The organism is Nonomuraea sp. NPDC049725 (assembly GCF_040674795.1).
Classification (GTDB): Bacteria; Actinomycetota; Actinomycetes; order Streptosporangiales; family Streptosporangiaceae; genus Nonomuraea; species Nonomuraea ceibae.
Genome location: NZ_JBFANJ010000002.1, coordinates 348,561 through 364,230, shown reverse-complemented (window position 1 = coordinate 364,230; position 15,670 = coordinate 348,561). Strand labels below are relative to the sequence as shown.

The window sequence follows — 15,670 nt, the reverse complement described above, 5'->3', positions numbered from 1 at the left end:
ATCAGTCGAAACTAGCGAAATACGTGGCGGACATGTCCTCGTCGCCGTGGCCCTGGGCGTCGGCGCGGCGGAAACGCTCGCGGGCGGCGGCCACCACGTCCAGCCGGACGCCGGCCTCCCGGCCCGCCTCGACGATCAGGCCGGTGTCCTTCTCGGCGTTGCGCACGGTGAAGCTCGGCTCGAAGGAGCCGTCGAGGATCGCCCGCGACTTGACCTGGAAGTAGGCGCTGTCCATCGGCCCGCCCACGATCACCTCGCGGACCAGCTCGGGGTCCACGCCGAGGCCCCGGGCCAGGGCCAGCGACTCGGCGACGACGGCCGTCAGCGAGATGCCGAAGCTCACCGTGGCCATCTTCAGCCGCGACCCGGCCCCGGAGGCGCCGTCCTCGTCCAGCCAGAGCGTGCGCTGCCCGAGGGCGGCGAAGACCGGTTCGAGCGCCTGCCTGGCCTGTCCCGGCCCGGCGGCCAGGATGATCAGCGTGCCCTGCTCGGCCGGCTGCCTGGTGCCCTGCACGGGCGCGTCGACGAACGTCAGCCCGTGGGCCGCGGCCAGCTCCGCCAGCCGGGTCACGCCGCCGACGCCGACCGTGCTCATCTGCGCCCACACCTGCCCGGCGCGCAGCCCAGGGGCGGCGGCGGACACGGCGTCGTGGACGGCTCCGGCGTCGCTCAGCATCGTGATCACGACGTCGGCGCCGTCCACGGCCTCGGCCGGCGTGCCGGCGACCACCGCGCCCGCCGCCTCCAGCGGCTGCGCCTTCTCCCGCGTGCGGTTCCACACGCGGACGGGCAGGCCCGCCGCGAGCAGGTTGGCCGCCATGGGCGCACCCATGATCCCCGTTCCGAGCACTGCGACGCCGGTCATGTTCTCCCCCAGATCACGACTTCACCTCTACGGTAACCGGGCCCGGAACGGCGCTGGTCAGCGGCTGCCGTCGATGGCGATCCGCACCAGGTTGCGGCCCTTGACCCCGTACAGGGCGAGCCGGGACGGGTCGAGCGCCAGCTTGGGCTCGCCGCCGAACCACTGCCCCGCCAGCCCCTCCACGATCGGCTTCGCGGTGAAGGCGCGCAGGTCGACCTTGTAGACCTTCTCGCCGTCGGTGCAGTACGCCACCCGGCCCACCACGTGCAGGTCGCCGCCCTTCGAGCCGGTCTTGAGCGTCCGGGTGACCTTCCGGGCGCGCAGGTCCCACTCGAAGACGACGCCCGTGTTCGTCATCCCGTACAGGTGGCGGGGGCCGAGCGCGAGCGCGGAGATGTAGCGGGCGCCCGGGACGGGCTCGGCCTCCCACAGCAGCTCGCGCGCCGCCAGGTCGTAGGCGGCCAGGCGGGCGGTGGTCGTGACCGGCGGCAGGCCCAGCCCCTCCTGGGTGAGCGTGCCGAGGTAGGCGGTGCCGCGCCGGGTGACGACCGAGTAGACGGTCTGGCGCTCGACGGCGGGCCGCTGCGTCGTGTACGCGCCGGTGCGCGGCGCGTAGAAGGACAGGGCGCCGTTCATGTGGCCGGGCTCCGGCTGGGTCGGCATGACGAGCAGGCCGGTCCTGGCGTCCCAGGCCAGGTCGCGCGGGCGGTCCTGCTGGTTGCCGGTGCGCGCCAGCAGGGTCGCCTCGGCGTCGCCGGCCCGGTGGGAGTAGAGCGCGGCCTGGGTGTAGACGCCGATGTAGGTGGTGCCGTGGACGGTGATCATGGTCTTGGGCTCGCCGGGGATGGCCAGCCGGGTGGTCTCGCCGGTGGCCAGGTCGTGGATGTCGGCGCCGCTCTTGCCGCCCACGTAGACGCGCTCGCCGTCGGAGTGGACCGACATCGGCTCCTCGGCGGCGGCCCGGAAGCCGCGCTGCACCAGGTTGCGGTAGTCCAGCGAGCCCGTCGCCGGGTCGTAGACGAACACCGCGTTGTCCTGGACCCCGTAGACGCGGCCCTCGTGGGCCAGGATGCGGTGGGTGGCGGCCTCGAAGTACGGCACGCCCAGCACCTCCAGCTCGCCGGTGTCGAGCCGGGCCCGGTAGAAGGTGCCGGTGGGGCGGCCGGCGAAGTAGGCGTAGCCGTCGTGGATCAGCACCGAGACGATGTACTTCTCGCCCGGGGCGGTGGCCTTGACGACCTTGTAGTCGGACGGGTCCGCCTTGTTCAGGATGACCAGCTCGGCGAGCGAGTTCATGCCGCCGGCGATGTGAGTGGCGGAGACGCTCAGGCTCGACACCCAGTCGCGGTCGGCCAGCTCGGGTGGCAGCAGGTCGCGCCGCTCCCCGCTGGCCCGGTCGATCGCGATCAGGTGGGCGTTGGCGCCGACGCCCGCGTAGACGTGGGTCTCGTCGGCCTGGATGCCGCGCACGTACGCCTCACCGGGAGCCGCCTCGCCCAGGTCGCGGCCGGCGCCGGTGGCCGGGTCGTACTCCTTGACCTTGCCCGGCTCGGAGGTGCCCAGGTAGACCTTGCCGTCGGGGGAGGCGGCCAGGGTCCAGATGAAGTGGTCCGGGTAGGAGGCGACCTTGGTGACGGTGCCCGCGACGGTGTCGAGCTTGTAGAGGTCGGACCTGGAGTGGGTGCCCACGTACACGTCGGTGCCGACCCGGCACATCGCCCAGACGCCGATGCCGGTGGGGATGTCGAAATGGGCGGTGACCGAATCCTGGGCGAGGTCGTAGGCGCCGACCACGTTGGGTGACAGGCCGCGCGAGCCGGCGTAGAGCACGCCGCCGACGATCTCGGCGTTGCCCAGCGGGCTGGCGACGCTGGCGGGGCCCAGGTCGGTGAGGGTTCCTTCGGGAGGTGCGGCGGCGTGGGCGGCGGTCGCTGGCGTCAGGGCGGGCAGCGCGGCGGCCGCCGTGGACGCGGCGGCCACCTGCAGGAAACGACGGCGGGGGATCATGTGCGGCTCCTGGGAAGGTTTGGCCGCACGCTATAACGGGCTGGTCCGTAATGTCTAGATCGAGAACAGCTCCGCCGCGTTGCGCCACGCGACCCGCTCGGCCGTCAGGCCCGTGAGCCCCGCCGCCGCGACCGCGCCGAAGGCCGAGGACGGGTCGATCAGCGTGGCGTCCGTGCCGAACAGCAGCTGCCGGTCGTCCACCGCCGCCACCACCTCGGCGATCCGGCCCGCCGGGGCGTGCGACCAGCACGGCTCCAGGTAGAGCCGGTCGCAGCCGCGCGCCGCCTCGATCGCGTAGCGGTGGCCGTCGGCGCCCATGTGCCCGGCGATGACCCGCAGGCCCGGGATGTCCAGGCACACCTGGGCCAGGTCGAGCACCGAGGGCCCCCACGTGTGCACGAGCGCCGGCCGCCCCGCCTCGGCGGCCAGCTCCAGCGCGGCCCGCATGCGCGGCGAGGTCACCGGCGAGCCCGTGTAGTCCGTGTGGATCTTGACGCCGACCCACGGCCCGGTCAGGCCCCGCAGGTCCTCGGCCGCCTCGCGCAGCCGCCGCGGGTTGACCGTGACGTACCCGAGGAGCCGGTCCTGCCCCTCCAGCACCTTCGCCAGCGCCCGGTTGCCCGCCTGCGCGTCGTAGATGACCGCCTCGGTGGCCGACACGATCGCCTTGCCGATGCCGTAGCGGTCCATGGTGGCCAGGCTCGCCCCGGCCACGTCCATGGTGAAGAACCACGGCCCCCAGTGCGCGTGCACGTCGATGATCATGCCAGCAGCCTCCTCGCGTTGCCTCCGGCCACGGCCTCGACCTGGGCCGGGTCCAGTCCGCTCGTCGCCAGCCTGAGCAGCGGCACGATCGGCTCGTAGTGCGGCGCGCGGGTGCCGTGCAGCAGCCGCTCCACGCCCAGCTCGGCGGCGACGGTCTCCAGCGCGTCGGGGGAGTTGAGCAGCCGCGTCGAGGTGTGGAACCCGGGCTCCTCCAGCGCGGCCACCAGGAAGTCGCCCAGGTGATAGAAGTGCGTGTCGAGGAAGACGACCCGGGCGCCGATCCCGGCGAACGGCTGCCAGAAGCGGCGCACGTCGCCGCCGGTCAGCACCACCAGCCGGAGCTCCGCCGCCCGGCGGGCGACGTGGCGCACCGACGGGAACGACGCGTCCACGCCCTGCTCGTCCGGGAACAGCCGCACCGCCCGCACCCCGGCCCCGGCCAGCCGGTCGAGCTCGCGCCCGGCGCCGAGCGCGTCACGCAGGTCCACGGCGCCCACGGGCAGCCACCGCGACTCGGCGGCCAGGGCCAGCACCTCGTCGTTGCCCTGCCGTACGTCGAACAGGGCGGCCCGCAGGCTCGCGACCGCGCCGGCGCGGGTGCGGTGGCCGGCCAGGAGCCCGCCCACCGACTCCGGCGTGCCGGGCGGGCCGTCGCGGTCGGGGAAGGCCCCGACGAGCACGTCCACGTCGAGCGTCACCTCCAGGCCGCCGATCAGGCTCCAGGCGTCGAACGGTATTGCGGGCTGTTCCTCAATCGTCATGCGCGTCATCATGCCATTGACTAACCGCGCTCATATAGTTACGGTCTGGGCCAAAATCAGTCACAAATGAACGTGAGGTGGCCGGCGTGCTCCGATCCCTGCTCGTCGTGGTGGCGGGCCTGTTACCCGCGCTCGTCTCTCCCGGGGCCGCATCCGCCGCCCCCTCCCGCTGCGGCTACCCCGCCGTCACCACCTACGGCCCGGCCTCCGTCACCGCCGCCATCGTCGGCGCCGCCGTGCACGAGGGCCGCGCCTACGTCGTCAGTCGCGGCCCCAAGCCGCCCGTGATCGCCGAGATCGACCTGGCCACCCGCAAGGTCGTCAGGAGCGCCACGCTGCCCGACGGCCCCGCCGACGGCGAGCCCGAGGGCGGCTGGGCCGTCGCCGTGTCCGGCGGCAAGGTCTACGTCGGCACCTACCCCGTCCCCGACCTCTACAGCTTCGACATCGCCACCGGCGAGGTGGCCCACCTGCACTCCTTCGGCAAGGTCGGCGGCTTCGTGTGGAGCCTGGCCGCGGCCCCCGACGGCACGCTGTACGCCGGCACCTCCTCCGACGGGCGGGTCTGGGAGTACGTCCCCGGCACCGGCGCCGTCCGCCGCTACGGCGTGCTGGCCCAGGGCGAGCACTACGTGCGCGCCGTGGCCGCCGACGACCGCTACGTCTACGCGGGCCTGCTGGAGAAGAAGCTGCTCGTGCGGGTCGACCGCGTCAGCGGCGAGGTCACCCGGCTCGCCGAGGCGGGCGCCGCCTTCGGTGTCGTCACCCTCAACGGCGACCGCGTGGTGGCCGCCGCCGGACCCGAGCTGATCGACGTCCGCAAGGACGGCACCGACCTGCGGCGGGTCACCGTCGAGACCGGGCTGCTCGACGCGCTCACCCCGGCCGCCGACGGCTCCGTCTACGCCGCCTCCCGCCCCGACGGCGCCGTCCACCGCTACCGCACCGGCGACAGCGCGCTCACCCGGGTCGCCGCCCCGCCCTCCTACGGCGACGAGACCCGCCTGCTCCACGTGACCGGCGAGAACGCGGTGCTGTCGTTCGCCGGCAGCGGCGGCCTGTGGGCGCTGGACAGCGGCACCGGCGCGGCCGAGTTCACCGACCTCATCGACGCGGGCATGCCGGCCGGCGCCGAGCGCACCCAGAGCATGGTGCTCGTCCCCGGCCGCGCCGTCTACGCCGGCGGCCACTTCGCCCTCGACATCCGCGACCTGCGCACCGGCGAGCAGCGCCGGATCCGGGTCCCCGGCGAGCCCAAGGCCATGGTCAGGGCGGGGGACAAGGTCTACGCCGCCATGTACCCCACCGGCGAGATCGTCTCCGTCGACGTGCGCACCGACGAGGTCCGCAGCCTCGGCTACCTCGGCCACGACCAGAAGCGGCCCTGGGACATCGAGTACGACCCGCGCACCGGCAAGCTCCTGGTCGCCACCTCGTCGCTGTCGGCGAGCGTCCCCGGCGCGCTGTCGGTCGTCGACCCGCGGACCGGCGCCAAGGACGTGTACGCCGGCGTCATCCCCGGCCAGAACCTCATGAGCCTGGCCCTCGACGAGGAGCGGGGCGTCGTCTACCTGGCCGGCGACGTGTTCGGCACCAGCACGCCGACCGCCTCCGTCGCCGCCTTCGACCTGGCCCGCCGCACCGTCCTCTGGCAGGCCGACCCGATGCCGGGCCACCGCACCTTCCAGGACGTCAAGCTGCACAAGGGCCTGCTGTACGCGTCGTTCAAGCGCGAGTCGGGCGCCTGGATGGCGATGGACCCCGAGACGCGGCAGGTCGTGCGGCAGGGCACGATCTCCGGCTACGGTGAGCTGACCACGCACCGGGGCCGCCTGTTCGCCTCGGTCTTCCGGGGCGGCGGCAACGCCTACGAGCTCGACGCCGGGCGCGGGGCCACGCTGCTGGCCACCGGGCTGGGCGACGAGTGGCACACCAATCCGCAGCTCCACTTCGAGCCCGGCTCCTGGAACGCCTGGGCGATCGTGGGGCGTGACCTGGCCCGCGTCCGGCTCGACCCGCGCTGCCCGCCCTTGACGCTCCCCGCCGGCACGTCGTAGGTTTCGGTCTGTGCCGAAATTGATCGTGGATGCCCACCGGCTGGCCGGTCCCGTGCCGTTCGACGACCTGCCGGTGGACCCGCGGCCCGACCTGGACCGCCTGGGCATCGACCGGGCCCTCGTGACCCACACCCTCAGCCTCTACTCCGACGCCGAGGCGGGCAACGACGCCCTCTTCGCGCTGTCGGACCCCCGGCTCGAACCGGTGCCCGTCGTGGTGCCGGCCGTGCCGGGGGCGTGCACCCCCGCCACGCCCGCCGCCGTGAGGGCGTGGGGGGCGCGCATGGTGCGGCTCTGCCCCGAACGGCACCGGTTCGACCTCACCGGCCCGATCGCGCTCCGCTGGCTCGCCGCCCTCCGCGACGCCGCCCTCCGCGACGGCGCTACGGGGAGTGACGCCGGTCCGGGACGGCCGCCCGTCATCGCCGTCGACCTCGACGAGACCAGCCCCGCCCAGCTCCGCACCCTTGCCGACCGGCTGCCCGGCCAGCGGATCCTCGTGCTGAACCCCGGCTACCGCCGCCTGCGCGCGCTGGCCGAGCTCATGGCCGAGGCGCCGGACGTCTGGGTGGAGATCGGCACCGTCAACACCCAGGGCGGCGTGGAATGGCTGGCCGAACGGTTCGGCGCCGAGCGGCTGGTGTTCGGCACCGGCGCCCCGGTCGCCGACGACTGCGGCCCGCGCTTCCTGCTCGACCACCTCGACCTCACGCCGCGCGAGACCGACCTGATCGCCGCCGGGTCCCTCGCCGCGCTGCTCGGAGACCGCCGATGATCCTCGACGCGCACGGCCACGTCGGCACCTGGCCCGACTTCCTCATCCCCGACCCCACCGCCGAGGGCCTGGTCGCCACCATGGACCGGCTCGGCGTCACCGCCGTGGGCATCAGCCACCTGCTCGCCGTCGGCCCCGACGCCGAACGCGGCAACCGGCTCGCCCAGGAGGTCGCCGCCCGCCACCCCGGCCGGTTCGGCGTCTGGCAGGTCTACAACCCCCACCACCGCACCCCGCTGGTCACCGACGGCGTGTGGGGCGTCAAGCTGCACCCCGACGTCCACCAGTGCCGCCTCGACGACCCCCGCTACGAGCCCGTCTGGCGGCTCGGCCTGCCGGTGCTCGCCCACGGCCAGACCGACTCGCCGTGGAGCGACCCCGCCCAGTTCGCCACCGTCGCGGCCCGGCACCCGGACGTGCCGCTCCTCATGGGCCACACCGGGCTGTGGCCGAACGGCTTCGCCCGCGCCGCCCGCCTGGTGGCGGACCATCCCAGCGTCCACCTGGAGGTGTGCGGCTCCAAGTCGACCGGCCGCTGGATCGCCCGCCTGGTGGAGCTGGCCGGGGCCGGACGTGTCGTGTTCGGCACCGACGCCTGCTTCCTCGACATGCGCCTCGGCTTCGGCCGCCTGGCGCTCGCCCCGCTGTCCGACGCCGACCGCGCCCTCGTCCAGGGCGGCAACCTGGCCCGCCTGCTCGGGAAGGGACTCCCATGACACTCGCCCTGCACGGCGGCACCCCCGTGCGCGCCACCCCGTGGCCCGCCTGGCCGCCGCCCCTCGACGCCGCCCAGCGCGAGCTCGTGACCGGCGTGCTGGACAGCGGCCTGTGGGGCGCCACCCAGGGCGGCTCCCTCGTCGCCGACCTCACCGCCGCGTTCGCCCGCGCCGCCCGCGTCCCGTACGGGGTCGCCGTCGGCAACGCGACGCTGGGCCTGTTCGCCGCGCTCAAGGGCCTGGGCGTGGGCCGGGGCGACGAGGTGATCGTGCCCGCCTACACGTTCGTCGCCTCGGCCACGGCGGTGCTGCTCGCGGGCGCCGTCCCGGTGATCGCGGACGTCGACCCGGAGCACCTGCACCTGTGCCCGCGCGCCGTGGCCGGGGCCGTCACGCCGCGCACCGCCGCCGTCATGCCCGTCCACCTGGCCGGCAGCCCCGCCGACATGGACGAGCTCGCCGCCGTGGCCGCCCGCCACGGCCTCGCGGTCGTCGAGGACGCCGCCCAGGCCCACGGCGCCGCCTACCGTGGCCGCCCGGTCGGCGGGCTCGGCGACGCCGGCGTCTTCAGCTTCCAGTCCAGCAAGGCGATGACCGCGGGGGAGGGCGGGATGATCGTCTGCCGGGACGAGAGCACGTACGAGGCCGTCTGGTCGGTGTGCAACGTCGGCCGCCGGCTCGGCGGCCAGTGGTACGGCCACCCGTCGGTGGGCTGGAACCTGCGGCTCACCGAGATCCAGGCCGCGCTCCTGCTGCCGTGGCTGGACCGCCTCGACGGCGAGCTGGCCCGCCGCGACGCGTTCTGCGCGGCGCTCACGGCCGAGCTGGCGCACCTGCCGGTGAGCGCCGTGCCCGCGCCGGAGGGGACCACGCGCGACTCGCGGCACCTGCTCATGCTGCGCGTCGAGGCCCCGGTGGACCGGGACTTCCTGCTGGCCGCCATGGCCGCCGAAGGGGTGCCGCTGGACGCCGGCTACCCGCCGCTGGGCGGCATGGACGCGCTCACCGCCGAGGGGGCGCGCGCCGAGCCCTGCCCGGCCGCCGAGCAGGCCGCCCGCGACGTGGTGTGGGTGCGCCAGTCGATGCTCATGGACGATCCGGCCCGCGCCTCCGACATCGCCGAGGCGCTGGCCAAGGTGCTGTCGGCCTAGATCCGCCGCAGGAGCTCGGCCGCTTCACGGATGTGGCGGTCGCCTCCGACGGGCGCCGCAAGCCGTACCGGATCACCGGGGACGGCCGCGACGCGCTGCGCGAGGAGGTCGCCGACCTGGTCCGCTCCCGGCCCGCGCGGCCGCGCACGGTGCTCGACCTGGCGCGAGGCGCGGCCGGCGCGTGGGCGCACCGCCGCCTGCCCGGCGCCGCGCCCCCGCGCGTTCGCGGCGGCGGTGCCGGCCGGCGCGCTGGTGGCGGTGAGCGCGCTCGGGCACCGCCGGGCCGTGCCGGAGCTCCAGGAGATCTATATTCGGCCCCAACCGTAACCGGACTATTGACGGGAAAACCGTTCCTTCCTAGGTTTCGGTCATGACCTTAATCAAGCGAGCGTTCGCCGCCGCCGTGGCCGCCGTGGTGCTGGCCGCGCCGGCCGCCCCCGCGCACGCCGATGACCGGCTCACCGACCTGGGGGTGCCGCTGCAGGACGTGCTGCTCCTCGGCGGCACCGTCGCCCCCGGACCCGGCGGCACGCCCGTGCTCTGGGCCGCCTCCTCCGGGGCCCCGGCCCACCTCAACGCCGTCGACCCCGCCACCGGCGCCGAGGTGACCCGGCTCGACCTGCCCGGCGCCGCCGGAGCCTGGGCGGTGGACGCCACGCCCGACGGCAGCGTCTACGCCGGCACCTACGGCGACGGCCGCCTCTACCGCTGGACCCCCGGCGGCGGCGTCACCGACCTGGGCCGCCCGATCGCCTCGGAGAACTTCATCTGGTCCGTGGCCGCCGGCGAGGGCGCCACCGTCTACGGCGGCACCTACCCGGGCGGCCGCCTGTTCGCCTACGACCCGGCCACCGGCGTGCGCGACTACGGCAAGCTGTCGCCGTCCCACTCCTACGTCCGCAGCGTCTCCTACGCCGACGGCAAGATCTACGCGGGCACCGAGAACCCCGCCGCCCTGTTCGAGGTCGACGCCGCCTCCGGCGCGGTCCGCCGGCTGCCGGCCCCGCCCGGCATCGACCTGACGGACCGGTGGGCGTACGACGTCGACGTGGAGGCCGGCTACCTGTACGTCCGGCTCGGCAGCGCGTTCCCGGCGCCGCTGCACGTGTGGGACATCGCGGCCGGCGCCTGGGTGGACGCGCTGGAGACGGCCCACGGCCTCGACGTGTCGCCGCCCGACGACGAAGGCAGGGTCTACTTTGTAAAGGCGGGCGAGCTGGTCAGGTACGACCCGCGTACCAAGGTCGTCACGCCGACGGGGATGCCGTTCGTCGGCCGGGTGGCCAACACGCGCGGCATCGGCTGGGCCGAGCTGGGCCTGCCCGACTACCCGGGCAAGAGCCTGGTGGGCCTGCTGTGGCGCGGCATGATGTTCCGCTACAACCCGCAGACCGGGGCCAAGTCGTTCGTCCAGTCCGGCATCAAGGGCGAGCCGATCGACGTCACCGCCATCGCCGACGGCCCCGACGGGCGCGTCTACACCGGCGGCTTCCTCAACGGCGGCTTCGCCGCCCTGGACCCCGGCACCGGCGAGAGGGAGGAGTTCCACACCTTCTCCCAGACCGAGGCGCTGGCGACGCACCGGGGCAAGCTCTACGTCGGCGCCTACCCGGACGCCCGCCTCTACGCCTACGACCCGGCGCTGCCCTGGAACAGCCCCGAGTACTCGCCCAGCCCCGAGCCCGGCCCGGCGCCGAACCCGGCCAGGCTCGCGGACTTCGCCGCCGACAAGCAGATCAGGCCCCGCGCCCTGACCTCCGCCGGTAAGTACCTGGCCGCAGGCACCATGCCCGACCTGGGGCACCTCGGCGGCGTCCTGGCCCTGTGGGACCCGGAGACCGGCGCGCTCAAGCACGCCGAGCGCAACGTGGTCAAGGACCAGAGCATCGTCTCGCTCGCCTACCGCGACGGCGTCCTGTACGGCGGCACCTCCATCTACAGCGGCCAGTCGGCGACCGAGCCCACCCAGCCGGAGGCCAAGCTGTTCGCCTGGTCGGTCAGGCACGACAAGCTGCTGTGGGAGATCGTCCCGGCCCCCGGCAAGCCCGCGATCCCGGCACTGACCTTCGACGACCGCGGCCGCCTGTGGGGCATCGCGGGCGGCGAGGTGTTCGGCGTGAACGTCCACGCGCGCAAGGTGGTCGACCGCCTCACGCTCTCCGCCAGCTCCAGCTCCGGCGGCCAGCTCGCCTTCAACGCCGCGGACAAGCTCCTGTACGGGGCGCACGCGGGCAAGGAGGCGTTCACCCTCGACCCGAGGACGCTGGCGCGGGCCGTGATCAAGCAGGGGCCGGTGCACCACCTGGCGGTGCACCGGTCGGGAGACGTGTACTTCGCCGAGGGTCCGAAGCTGTTCCGCTACCGGCCCTGAGCCTAGGATCGATCCCGGACCCAGCCTGCCGGGAGAACCGCCGTTGGACGTCGTCCCCTTCGACAGCGCGCCGGCCGAGCCCGCCGCCCGGCTGCTCGCCGGCGCGCACCCGGGCGAGCCGGGGCGCGGCGGGCTCGACCTAGCGGCGGCGCGGCGCCGCCGCTTCCGGACGGGATGAGGAGGCGCGATGCACGCCACGGGACCGTCGCGGATCATCGCGGTGCGGCACGGCGAGAGCGAGGCCAACCTGGCCTACCGGGAGGCCGGTGACGAGCCGCTGGTCTACGGGCGGGGCGACGACGAGGTCACGCTGACGCCGCTCGGCAGGGAGCAGGCCGCGTCGCTCGGCGCGCTGCTGGCCGCGCTGCCGGAGGAGGAGGCGCCCGACCTGGTCCGCTGCTCGCCCTTCCGGCGGGCGCTCGACACCTGGGCGATCGCGCGGCAGGTGTGGGGCGCCGATCCGCCGATGACGGTGGATGAGCGGCTGCGCGACCGCGGCAGGGGAGAGCTGGGCCGCTACAACGAGGCGGCGATCGCGCTGCGCCGCCCGGAGGAGCTGGCCCGGCTGCGGGCCGAGGGCGAATACCGCTACCGGCCGCCCGGCGGGGAGTCGTTCGGCGACGTGGCCGCCCGCGTCCGTGACTTCCTGGCGGGCCTGCGCGGGCGGGCCGACGGGCGGCGGGTGCTGATCGTGGCGCACGACGCGGTGGTGCTGGCGCTGCGCCACGTCATCGCCGAGGCGCCCGACGCCGATCTGGCGGAGCTGGACGCGTTCACGCCGATCCGCAACGGCTCGGTCTCCACCTGGCACACGGTCGGCGGCCGGCTGACGCTGCTTGACTTCAACGCCGGGGGCCACCTGTAGGGGTCAGGTGGTGACGATCTCGTCGGCGCGCGCCCGGGTGCCGTCGGCGGCGAACCACGCCTCCTCCTTGGCGAACCACGTCCGCCAGCTCGGCTCCAGGTGGGCGCCGTCGCGCGTCAGCACCCGGCGCAGCCGGACGTCCTCGTCGGCCTCGACCCAGACGGTGAAGGCGAGCAGGTGGGCGGCCGACGCCCTGGCGGTGCCGACGCCCTCGATGATCAGCGTGGGGGCGACCGGCACCACGATCCGCCCGGCGTAGGCGGCCCGTACCCAGTCGTAGCGCCGGAAGGCGCCGGGGCGGCCCTGGCCGAGCGGGCGCAGGACCTGCTCGTCGAGGGCGGCGAACCAGGTTTCGGGGCCGTCGTCCCAGTGCACGGGGAAGTCGTCGCTGTGCACCACCTGGCAGCCGAGCGCGGCGGCGAGCGCGCCGGCGAACGTGGTCTTGCCGGAGCCGGCCGGACCGTCGACGGCGACGACGCGGACCGGGCCGCACGACGGTGGGCGTTCGAGGACGCGCCGGGCCAGGGATTCCACGCACTCAGGGTAGGAGGAGACTGGAGTGCGGAGGCGAGGAGATATGCTTCCGCTTCCGAACCGGCTGGAGGTTGATCTTGCGCGGACCCCTGGGTGACATCGTCGTGCTCGACCTTTCCAGGGCCCTAGCGGGCCCGCACGCCGCGCAGATGCTCGGCGACCTGGGCGCCAGGGTCATCAAGGTGGAGCACCCCGACGGGGGAGACGAGTCGCGGGGGTGGGGACCGCCCTTCGTCGGCCCGGACGAGGAAATTTCGACATATTTCCTGGCGGCGAATCGTAACAAGCAGTCCATCGCCGTGGATTTGAAGTCCGACGCGGGCAGAGACCTCGTCGAACGGCTGGTCCGCCGCAGCGACGTGCTGGTGGAGAACTTCCGCACCGGGGTGCTCGACCGGCTGGGCCTGCCGGTCGAGCGGCTGCACGAGCTCAACCCTCGCCTGGTCGTCCTGTCCATCACCGGGTTCGGGCACGACGGCCCCGAGGGCGGCCGGCCGGGATACGACCAGATCGCGCAGGGGGAGGCTGGGCTGATGTCGCTGACCGGGCCGCCCGGGGAGCCCCACCGCGTGGGCGCCTCGATGGCCGACCTGCTGGCGGGCATCCACGGCGCGTACGGGGTGGTCGCCGCCCTGTACGAGCGCGAGCGCACCGGCCGGGGCCGGGTCGTGCGGACGTCGCTGCTGGCGGCGGTCACCGGCGTGCACTCCTACCACGGCACCGCCTGGACCGTCGGCGGGCGGGTGCCCGCGGCGGGCGGCAACCACCACGCCACGATCGCCCCCTACGGAGCCTTCCGCTGCGCCGACGGCATGCTGCAGATCGCCGCGGCGAACGACGGCCAGTGGAAGAAGGTCGCCGCGCTACTCGACATTGACCCTGATATGGCGAAATATGCGACCAACAGGGACCGATTCGCGCACCGGGATGAGCTGATCGCCGACATGGAGAAGGCCCTGGCCGCCCACGACCGCGCCCACTGGCTGGCCAGGCTGGGAGAGGCCGGCGTGCCCGCGGGCGCGATCCGGTCCATCGACGAGGTCTACGCCTGGGAGCAGACCCGCTCGCAGGGCCTCGTGGTGGAGGTCGACCACCCGGTGCTCGGCCCCATCGAGCTGCCGGGGCCGCCGCTGCGCTTCGACGGCCTCGACGGCGTGAGACACACGCCGCCCCCGGCCCTCGGCCAGGACGGCGACGCGGTGCTGCGCTGGCTCACGGAGCTCGAAGAGCGGGAGCGATGACGGCGATCCGGCGGCACCGCACGAGGAGCTCGTGCGTCAACCTTGCATCACCGGCTGACGAGAGGGAGCGATGGTGAGCCGTCCGGACGCGCGCACACTGATCGACACGGTCCTCGACGGGGGCTCGTGGAAGTCGTGGGACGCGCCTCCCGCCGACCCGGCCGAGCCGGGCTCCTCCTACGCCGAGGAGCTGGCCGCGGCCCGGGTCAAATCCGGCTACGACGAGGCCGTGCTGACCGGCGAAGGGCTGCTCGGCGGGCGCCGCGTGGCCGTCGTGGCGTCGGAGTTCTCGTTCATGGCCGGGTCGATCGGCGTGGCGGCCGCCGAGCGGATCGTCGCCGCCGTCGAGCGGGCCACCCGCGAACGGCTGCCGCTGCTGGCCGCGCCCGCCTCGGGCGGCACCCGCATGCAGGAGGGCGCGACCGCGTTCGTCCAGATGGTCAAGATCACCGCGGCGGTGCAGCAGTTGCGCGCGGCGGGCCTGCCGTTCGTCGTCTACCTGCGCCACCCGACGACCGGCGGCGTGTTCGCCTCCTGGGGTTCGCTCGGGCACGTGACGGCGGCCGAGCCGGGCGCGCTCATCGGGTTCCTCGGGCCGAGGGTGTTCGAGTCGCTGCACGGCTACCCGTTCCCGGCGGGCGTGCAGGTGGCGGAGAACCTGTTCGAGCACGGCCTCATCGACGCCGTCGTCGCCGCCGAGGACGCCCGCGAGATCGCGATCAGGGCGCTGTCGGTGCTGTCGGCCGAGCGCCGCGGCCTCGACCCCGGCCCCGCCCCCGAGGAGGACCTGCGGCCCGTCGAGGCGTGGGAGGCCATCACCCGCTCCCGCCGCGACGACCGGCCCGGCGTGCGGGCGCTGCTCAAGCTCGCCGCCACCGATGTGACCCCGCTCAGCGGCAGCGGCGAGGGCGAGAACGAGCCCGGCCTGGTGCTGGCCCTGGCCAGGTTCGGCGACGCCCCGGTCGTGCTGCTCGGCCAGGACCGCCAGCACCAGCGCGCCCGCTCACCCCTCGGCCCCGCCGGGCTGCGGGTCGCCAGGCGCGGCATGCGGCTGGCCGCCGAGCTGGGGCTGCCCCTGGTCACCGTCATCGACACGGCCGGCGCGGCGCTGTCGAAGTCCGCCGAGGAAGGCGGCCTGTCCGGCGAGATCGCCCGCTGCCTGGCCGAGCTGGTCATGCTCGACGCGCCCACGGTCTGCCTGCTGCTCGGCGAGGGCGCCGGCGGCGCCGCGCTGGCCCTGCTGCCCGCCGACCGGGTGCTGTGCGCGCAGCACGCCTGGCTGTCGCCGCTGCCGCCCGAGGGCGCCTCGGCCATCCTCTACCGCAGCGTCGACTTCGCCCCTGAGATCGCCCAGGCGCAGCGGGTGCGCGCCACCGACCTGCGCCGCGACGGCATCGTCGACCGCGTCGTCCCCGAGCTGCCCGACGCCGCCTACGAGCCGCGCGCCTTCTGCGAGCGCGTCGGCCGCGCGCTGGAGCACGAGATCGCCGGCCTGCTCGCCCAGCCACCCGCCGACCGGCTCGCCGCCCGGCTGGCCCGCTACCGCCACCTGGGCGGCTGAG

15 protein-coding genes are annotated in these 15,670 nt (G+C 74.6%); 9 read left to right on the top strand and 6 right to left on the bottom strand.

The features are described 5' to 3' along the window. Position 1: 1 nt before the first annotated feature. From AB0J53_RS06100 to AB0J53_RS06085, 4 genes are read right to left on the bottom strand one after another with little or no spacing between them, the layout of a single operon-like run. Positions 2-865 (bottom strand): NAD(P)-dependent oxidoreductase, encoded by an 864-nt coding sequence (locus AB0J53_RS06100; RefSeq protein ID WP_364169003.1) that lies wholly within the window; start codon positions 863-865, stop codon positions 2-4. 57 nt (positions 866-922) lie between these two features. Next, positions 923-2,872 (bottom strand): hypothetical protein, encoded by a 1,950-nt coding sequence (locus AB0J53_RS06095; RefSeq protein ID WP_364169002.1) that lies wholly within the window; start codon positions 2,870-2,872, stop codon positions 923-925. Positions 2,873-2,926: 54 nt separating this feature from the next. After that, the gene (locus tag AB0J53_RS06090) at positions 2,927-3,637 is read right to left on the bottom strand and encodes an amidohydrolase family protein (RefSeq protein WP_364169001.1); all 711 of its coding nucleotides are present in this window, start codon (positions 3,635-3,637) and stop codon (positions 2,927-2,929) included. After that, the gene (locus AB0J53_RS06085) at positions 3,634-4,398 is read right to left on the bottom strand and encodes an amidohydrolase family protein (protein WP_364168999.1); all 765 of its coding nucleotides are present in this window, start codon (positions 4,396-4,398) and stop codon (positions 3,634-3,636) included. The genes AB0J53_RS06090 and AB0J53_RS06085 overlap by 4 nt, the downstream gene beginning before the upstream one ends. Positions 4,399-4,484: 86 nt before the next feature. On the opposite strand from AB0J53_RS06085, the gene AB0J53_RS06080 reads away from it, so the two are divergent. From AB0J53_RS06080 to AB0J53_RS06065, 4 genes are read left to right on the top strand one after another with little or no spacing between them, the layout of a single operon-like run. After that, complete coding sequence (locus AB0J53_RS06080; RefSeq protein ID WP_364168997.1) at positions 4,485-6,455, top strand: PQQ-binding-like beta-propeller repeat protein; 1,971 nt, start codon at positions 4,485-4,487, stop codon at positions 6,453-6,455. A 10-nt stretch (positions 6,456-6,465) separates the two neighbouring features. Further along, positions 6,466-7,230, top strand: coding sequence for an amidohydrolase family protein (locus tag AB0J53_RS06075; RefSeq protein ID WP_364168995.1), 765 nt, complete (start codon positions 6,466-6,468; stop codon positions 7,228-7,230). After that, complete coding sequence (locus AB0J53_RS06070) at positions 7,227-7,946, top strand: amidohydrolase family protein (RefSeq protein WP_357589457.1); 720 nt, start codon at positions 7,227-7,229, stop codon at positions 7,944-7,946. The genes AB0J53_RS06075 and AB0J53_RS06070 overlap by 4 nt, the downstream gene beginning before the upstream one ends. Next, a complete protein-coding gene (locus AB0J53_RS06065; protein WP_364168993.1) occupies positions 7,943-9,097 on the top strand; it encodes a DegT/DnrJ/EryC1/StrS family aminotransferase in 1,155 nt (384 codons plus the stop codon). Before AB0J53_RS06070 ends, AB0J53_RS06065 begins: the two co-directional genes overlap by 4 nt. Here the strand turns inward: AB0J53_RS06065 and AB0J53_RS06060 are convergent. Next, complete coding sequence (locus tag AB0J53_RS06060) at positions 9,094-9,288, bottom strand: hypothetical protein (protein ID WP_364168991.1); 195 nt, start codon at positions 9,286-9,288, stop codon at positions 9,094-9,096. The two genes, AB0J53_RS06065 and AB0J53_RS06060, sit on opposite strands and share 4 nt — an antisense overlap. A gap of 179 nt (positions 9,289-9,467) precedes the next feature. Here AB0J53_RS06060 and AB0J53_RS06055 point away from each other — a divergent pair, with 179 nt between their 5' ends. From AB0J53_RS06055 to AB0J53_RS06045, 3 genes are read left to right on the top strand one after another with little or no spacing between them, the layout of a single operon-like run. After that, a complete protein-coding gene (locus tag AB0J53_RS06055) occupies positions 9,468-11,468 on the top strand; it encodes a hypothetical protein (RefSeq protein WP_364168989.1) in 2,001 nt (666 codons plus the stop codon). 43 nt (positions 11,469-11,511) lie between these two features. After that, complete coding sequence (locus AB0J53_RS06050) at positions 11,512-11,646, top strand: hypothetical protein (RefSeq protein WP_364168987.1); 135 nt, start codon at positions 11,512-11,514, stop codon at positions 11,644-11,646. 9 nt (positions 11,647-11,655) lie between these two features. Next, positions 11,656-12,333: a histidine phosphatase family protein gene (locus AB0J53_RS06045; protein ID WP_364168985.1), complete on the top strand. Its 678-nt coding sequence runs from the start codon at positions 11,656-11,658 to the stop codon at positions 12,331-12,333. Positions 12,334-12,336: 3 nt separating this feature from the next. Here the strand turns inward: AB0J53_RS06045 and AB0J53_RS06040 are convergent, their stop codons facing one another. Further along, a complete protein-coding gene (locus AB0J53_RS06040) occupies positions 12,337-12,867 on the bottom strand; it encodes an AAA family ATPase (protein ID WP_364168983.1) in 531 nt (176 codons plus the stop codon). A gap of 77 nt (positions 12,868-12,944) precedes the next feature. Between AB0J53_RS06040 and AB0J53_RS06035 the strand changes: the two genes are divergently transcribed. Both AB0J53_RS06035 and AB0J53_RS06030 read left to right on the top strand, forming a co-directional pair. Further along, on the top strand, positions 12,945-14,108 hold the full coding sequence (locus tag AB0J53_RS06035) for a CoA transferase (protein ID WP_364168981.1): 1,164 nt from the start codon (positions 12,945-12,947) through the stop codon (positions 14,106-14,108). Positions 14,109-14,178: 70 nt separating this feature from the next. Then, complete coding sequence (locus tag AB0J53_RS06030; protein ID WP_219506642.1) at positions 14,179-15,669, top strand: carboxyl transferase domain-containing protein; 1,491 nt, start codon at positions 14,179-14,181, stop codon at positions 15,667-15,669. The last annotated feature ends 1 nt before the right edge of the window (position 15,670 follow it).

Excerpts from the sequence above, each read along its gene's own strand:
- AB0J53_RS06055 (WP_364168989.1), top strand. The coding sequence starts at position 9,468 with ATGACCTTAATCAAGCGAGCGTTCGCCGCCGCCGTGGCCGCCGTGGTG.
- AB0J53_RS06095 (WP_364169002.1), bottom strand. The coding sequence starts at position 2,872 with ATGATCCCCCGCCGTCGTTTCCTGCAGGTGGCCGCCGCGTCCACGGCG.
- AB0J53_RS06065 (WP_364168993.1), top strand. The coding sequence starts at position 7,943 with ATGACACTCGCCCTGCACGGCGGCACCCCCGTGCGCGCCACCCCGTGG.
- AB0J53_RS06070 (WP_357589457.1), top strand. The coding sequence starts at position 7,227 with ATGATCCTCGACGCGCACGGCCACGTCGGCACCTGGCCCGACTTCCTC.
- AB0J53_RS06100 (WP_364169003.1), bottom strand. The coding sequence starts at position 865 with ATGACCGGCGTCGCAGTGCTCGGAACGGGGATCATGGGTGCGCCCATG.
- AB0J53_RS06045 (WP_364168985.1), top strand. The coding sequence starts at position 11,656 with ATGCACGCCACGGGACCGTCGCGGATCATCGCGGTGCGGCACGGCGAG.
- AB0J53_RS06030 (WP_219506642.1), top strand. The coding sequence starts at position 14,179 with ATGGTGAGCCGTCCGGACGCGCGCACACTGATCGACACGGTCCTCGAC.
- AB0J53_RS06090 (WP_364169001.1), bottom strand. The coding sequence starts at position 3,637 with ATGATCATCGACGTGCACGCGCACTGGGGGCCGTGGTTCTTCACCATG.
- AB0J53_RS06085 (WP_364168999.1), bottom strand. The coding sequence starts at position 4,398 with ATGACGATTGAGGAACAGCCCGCAATACCGTTCGACGCCTGGAGCCTG.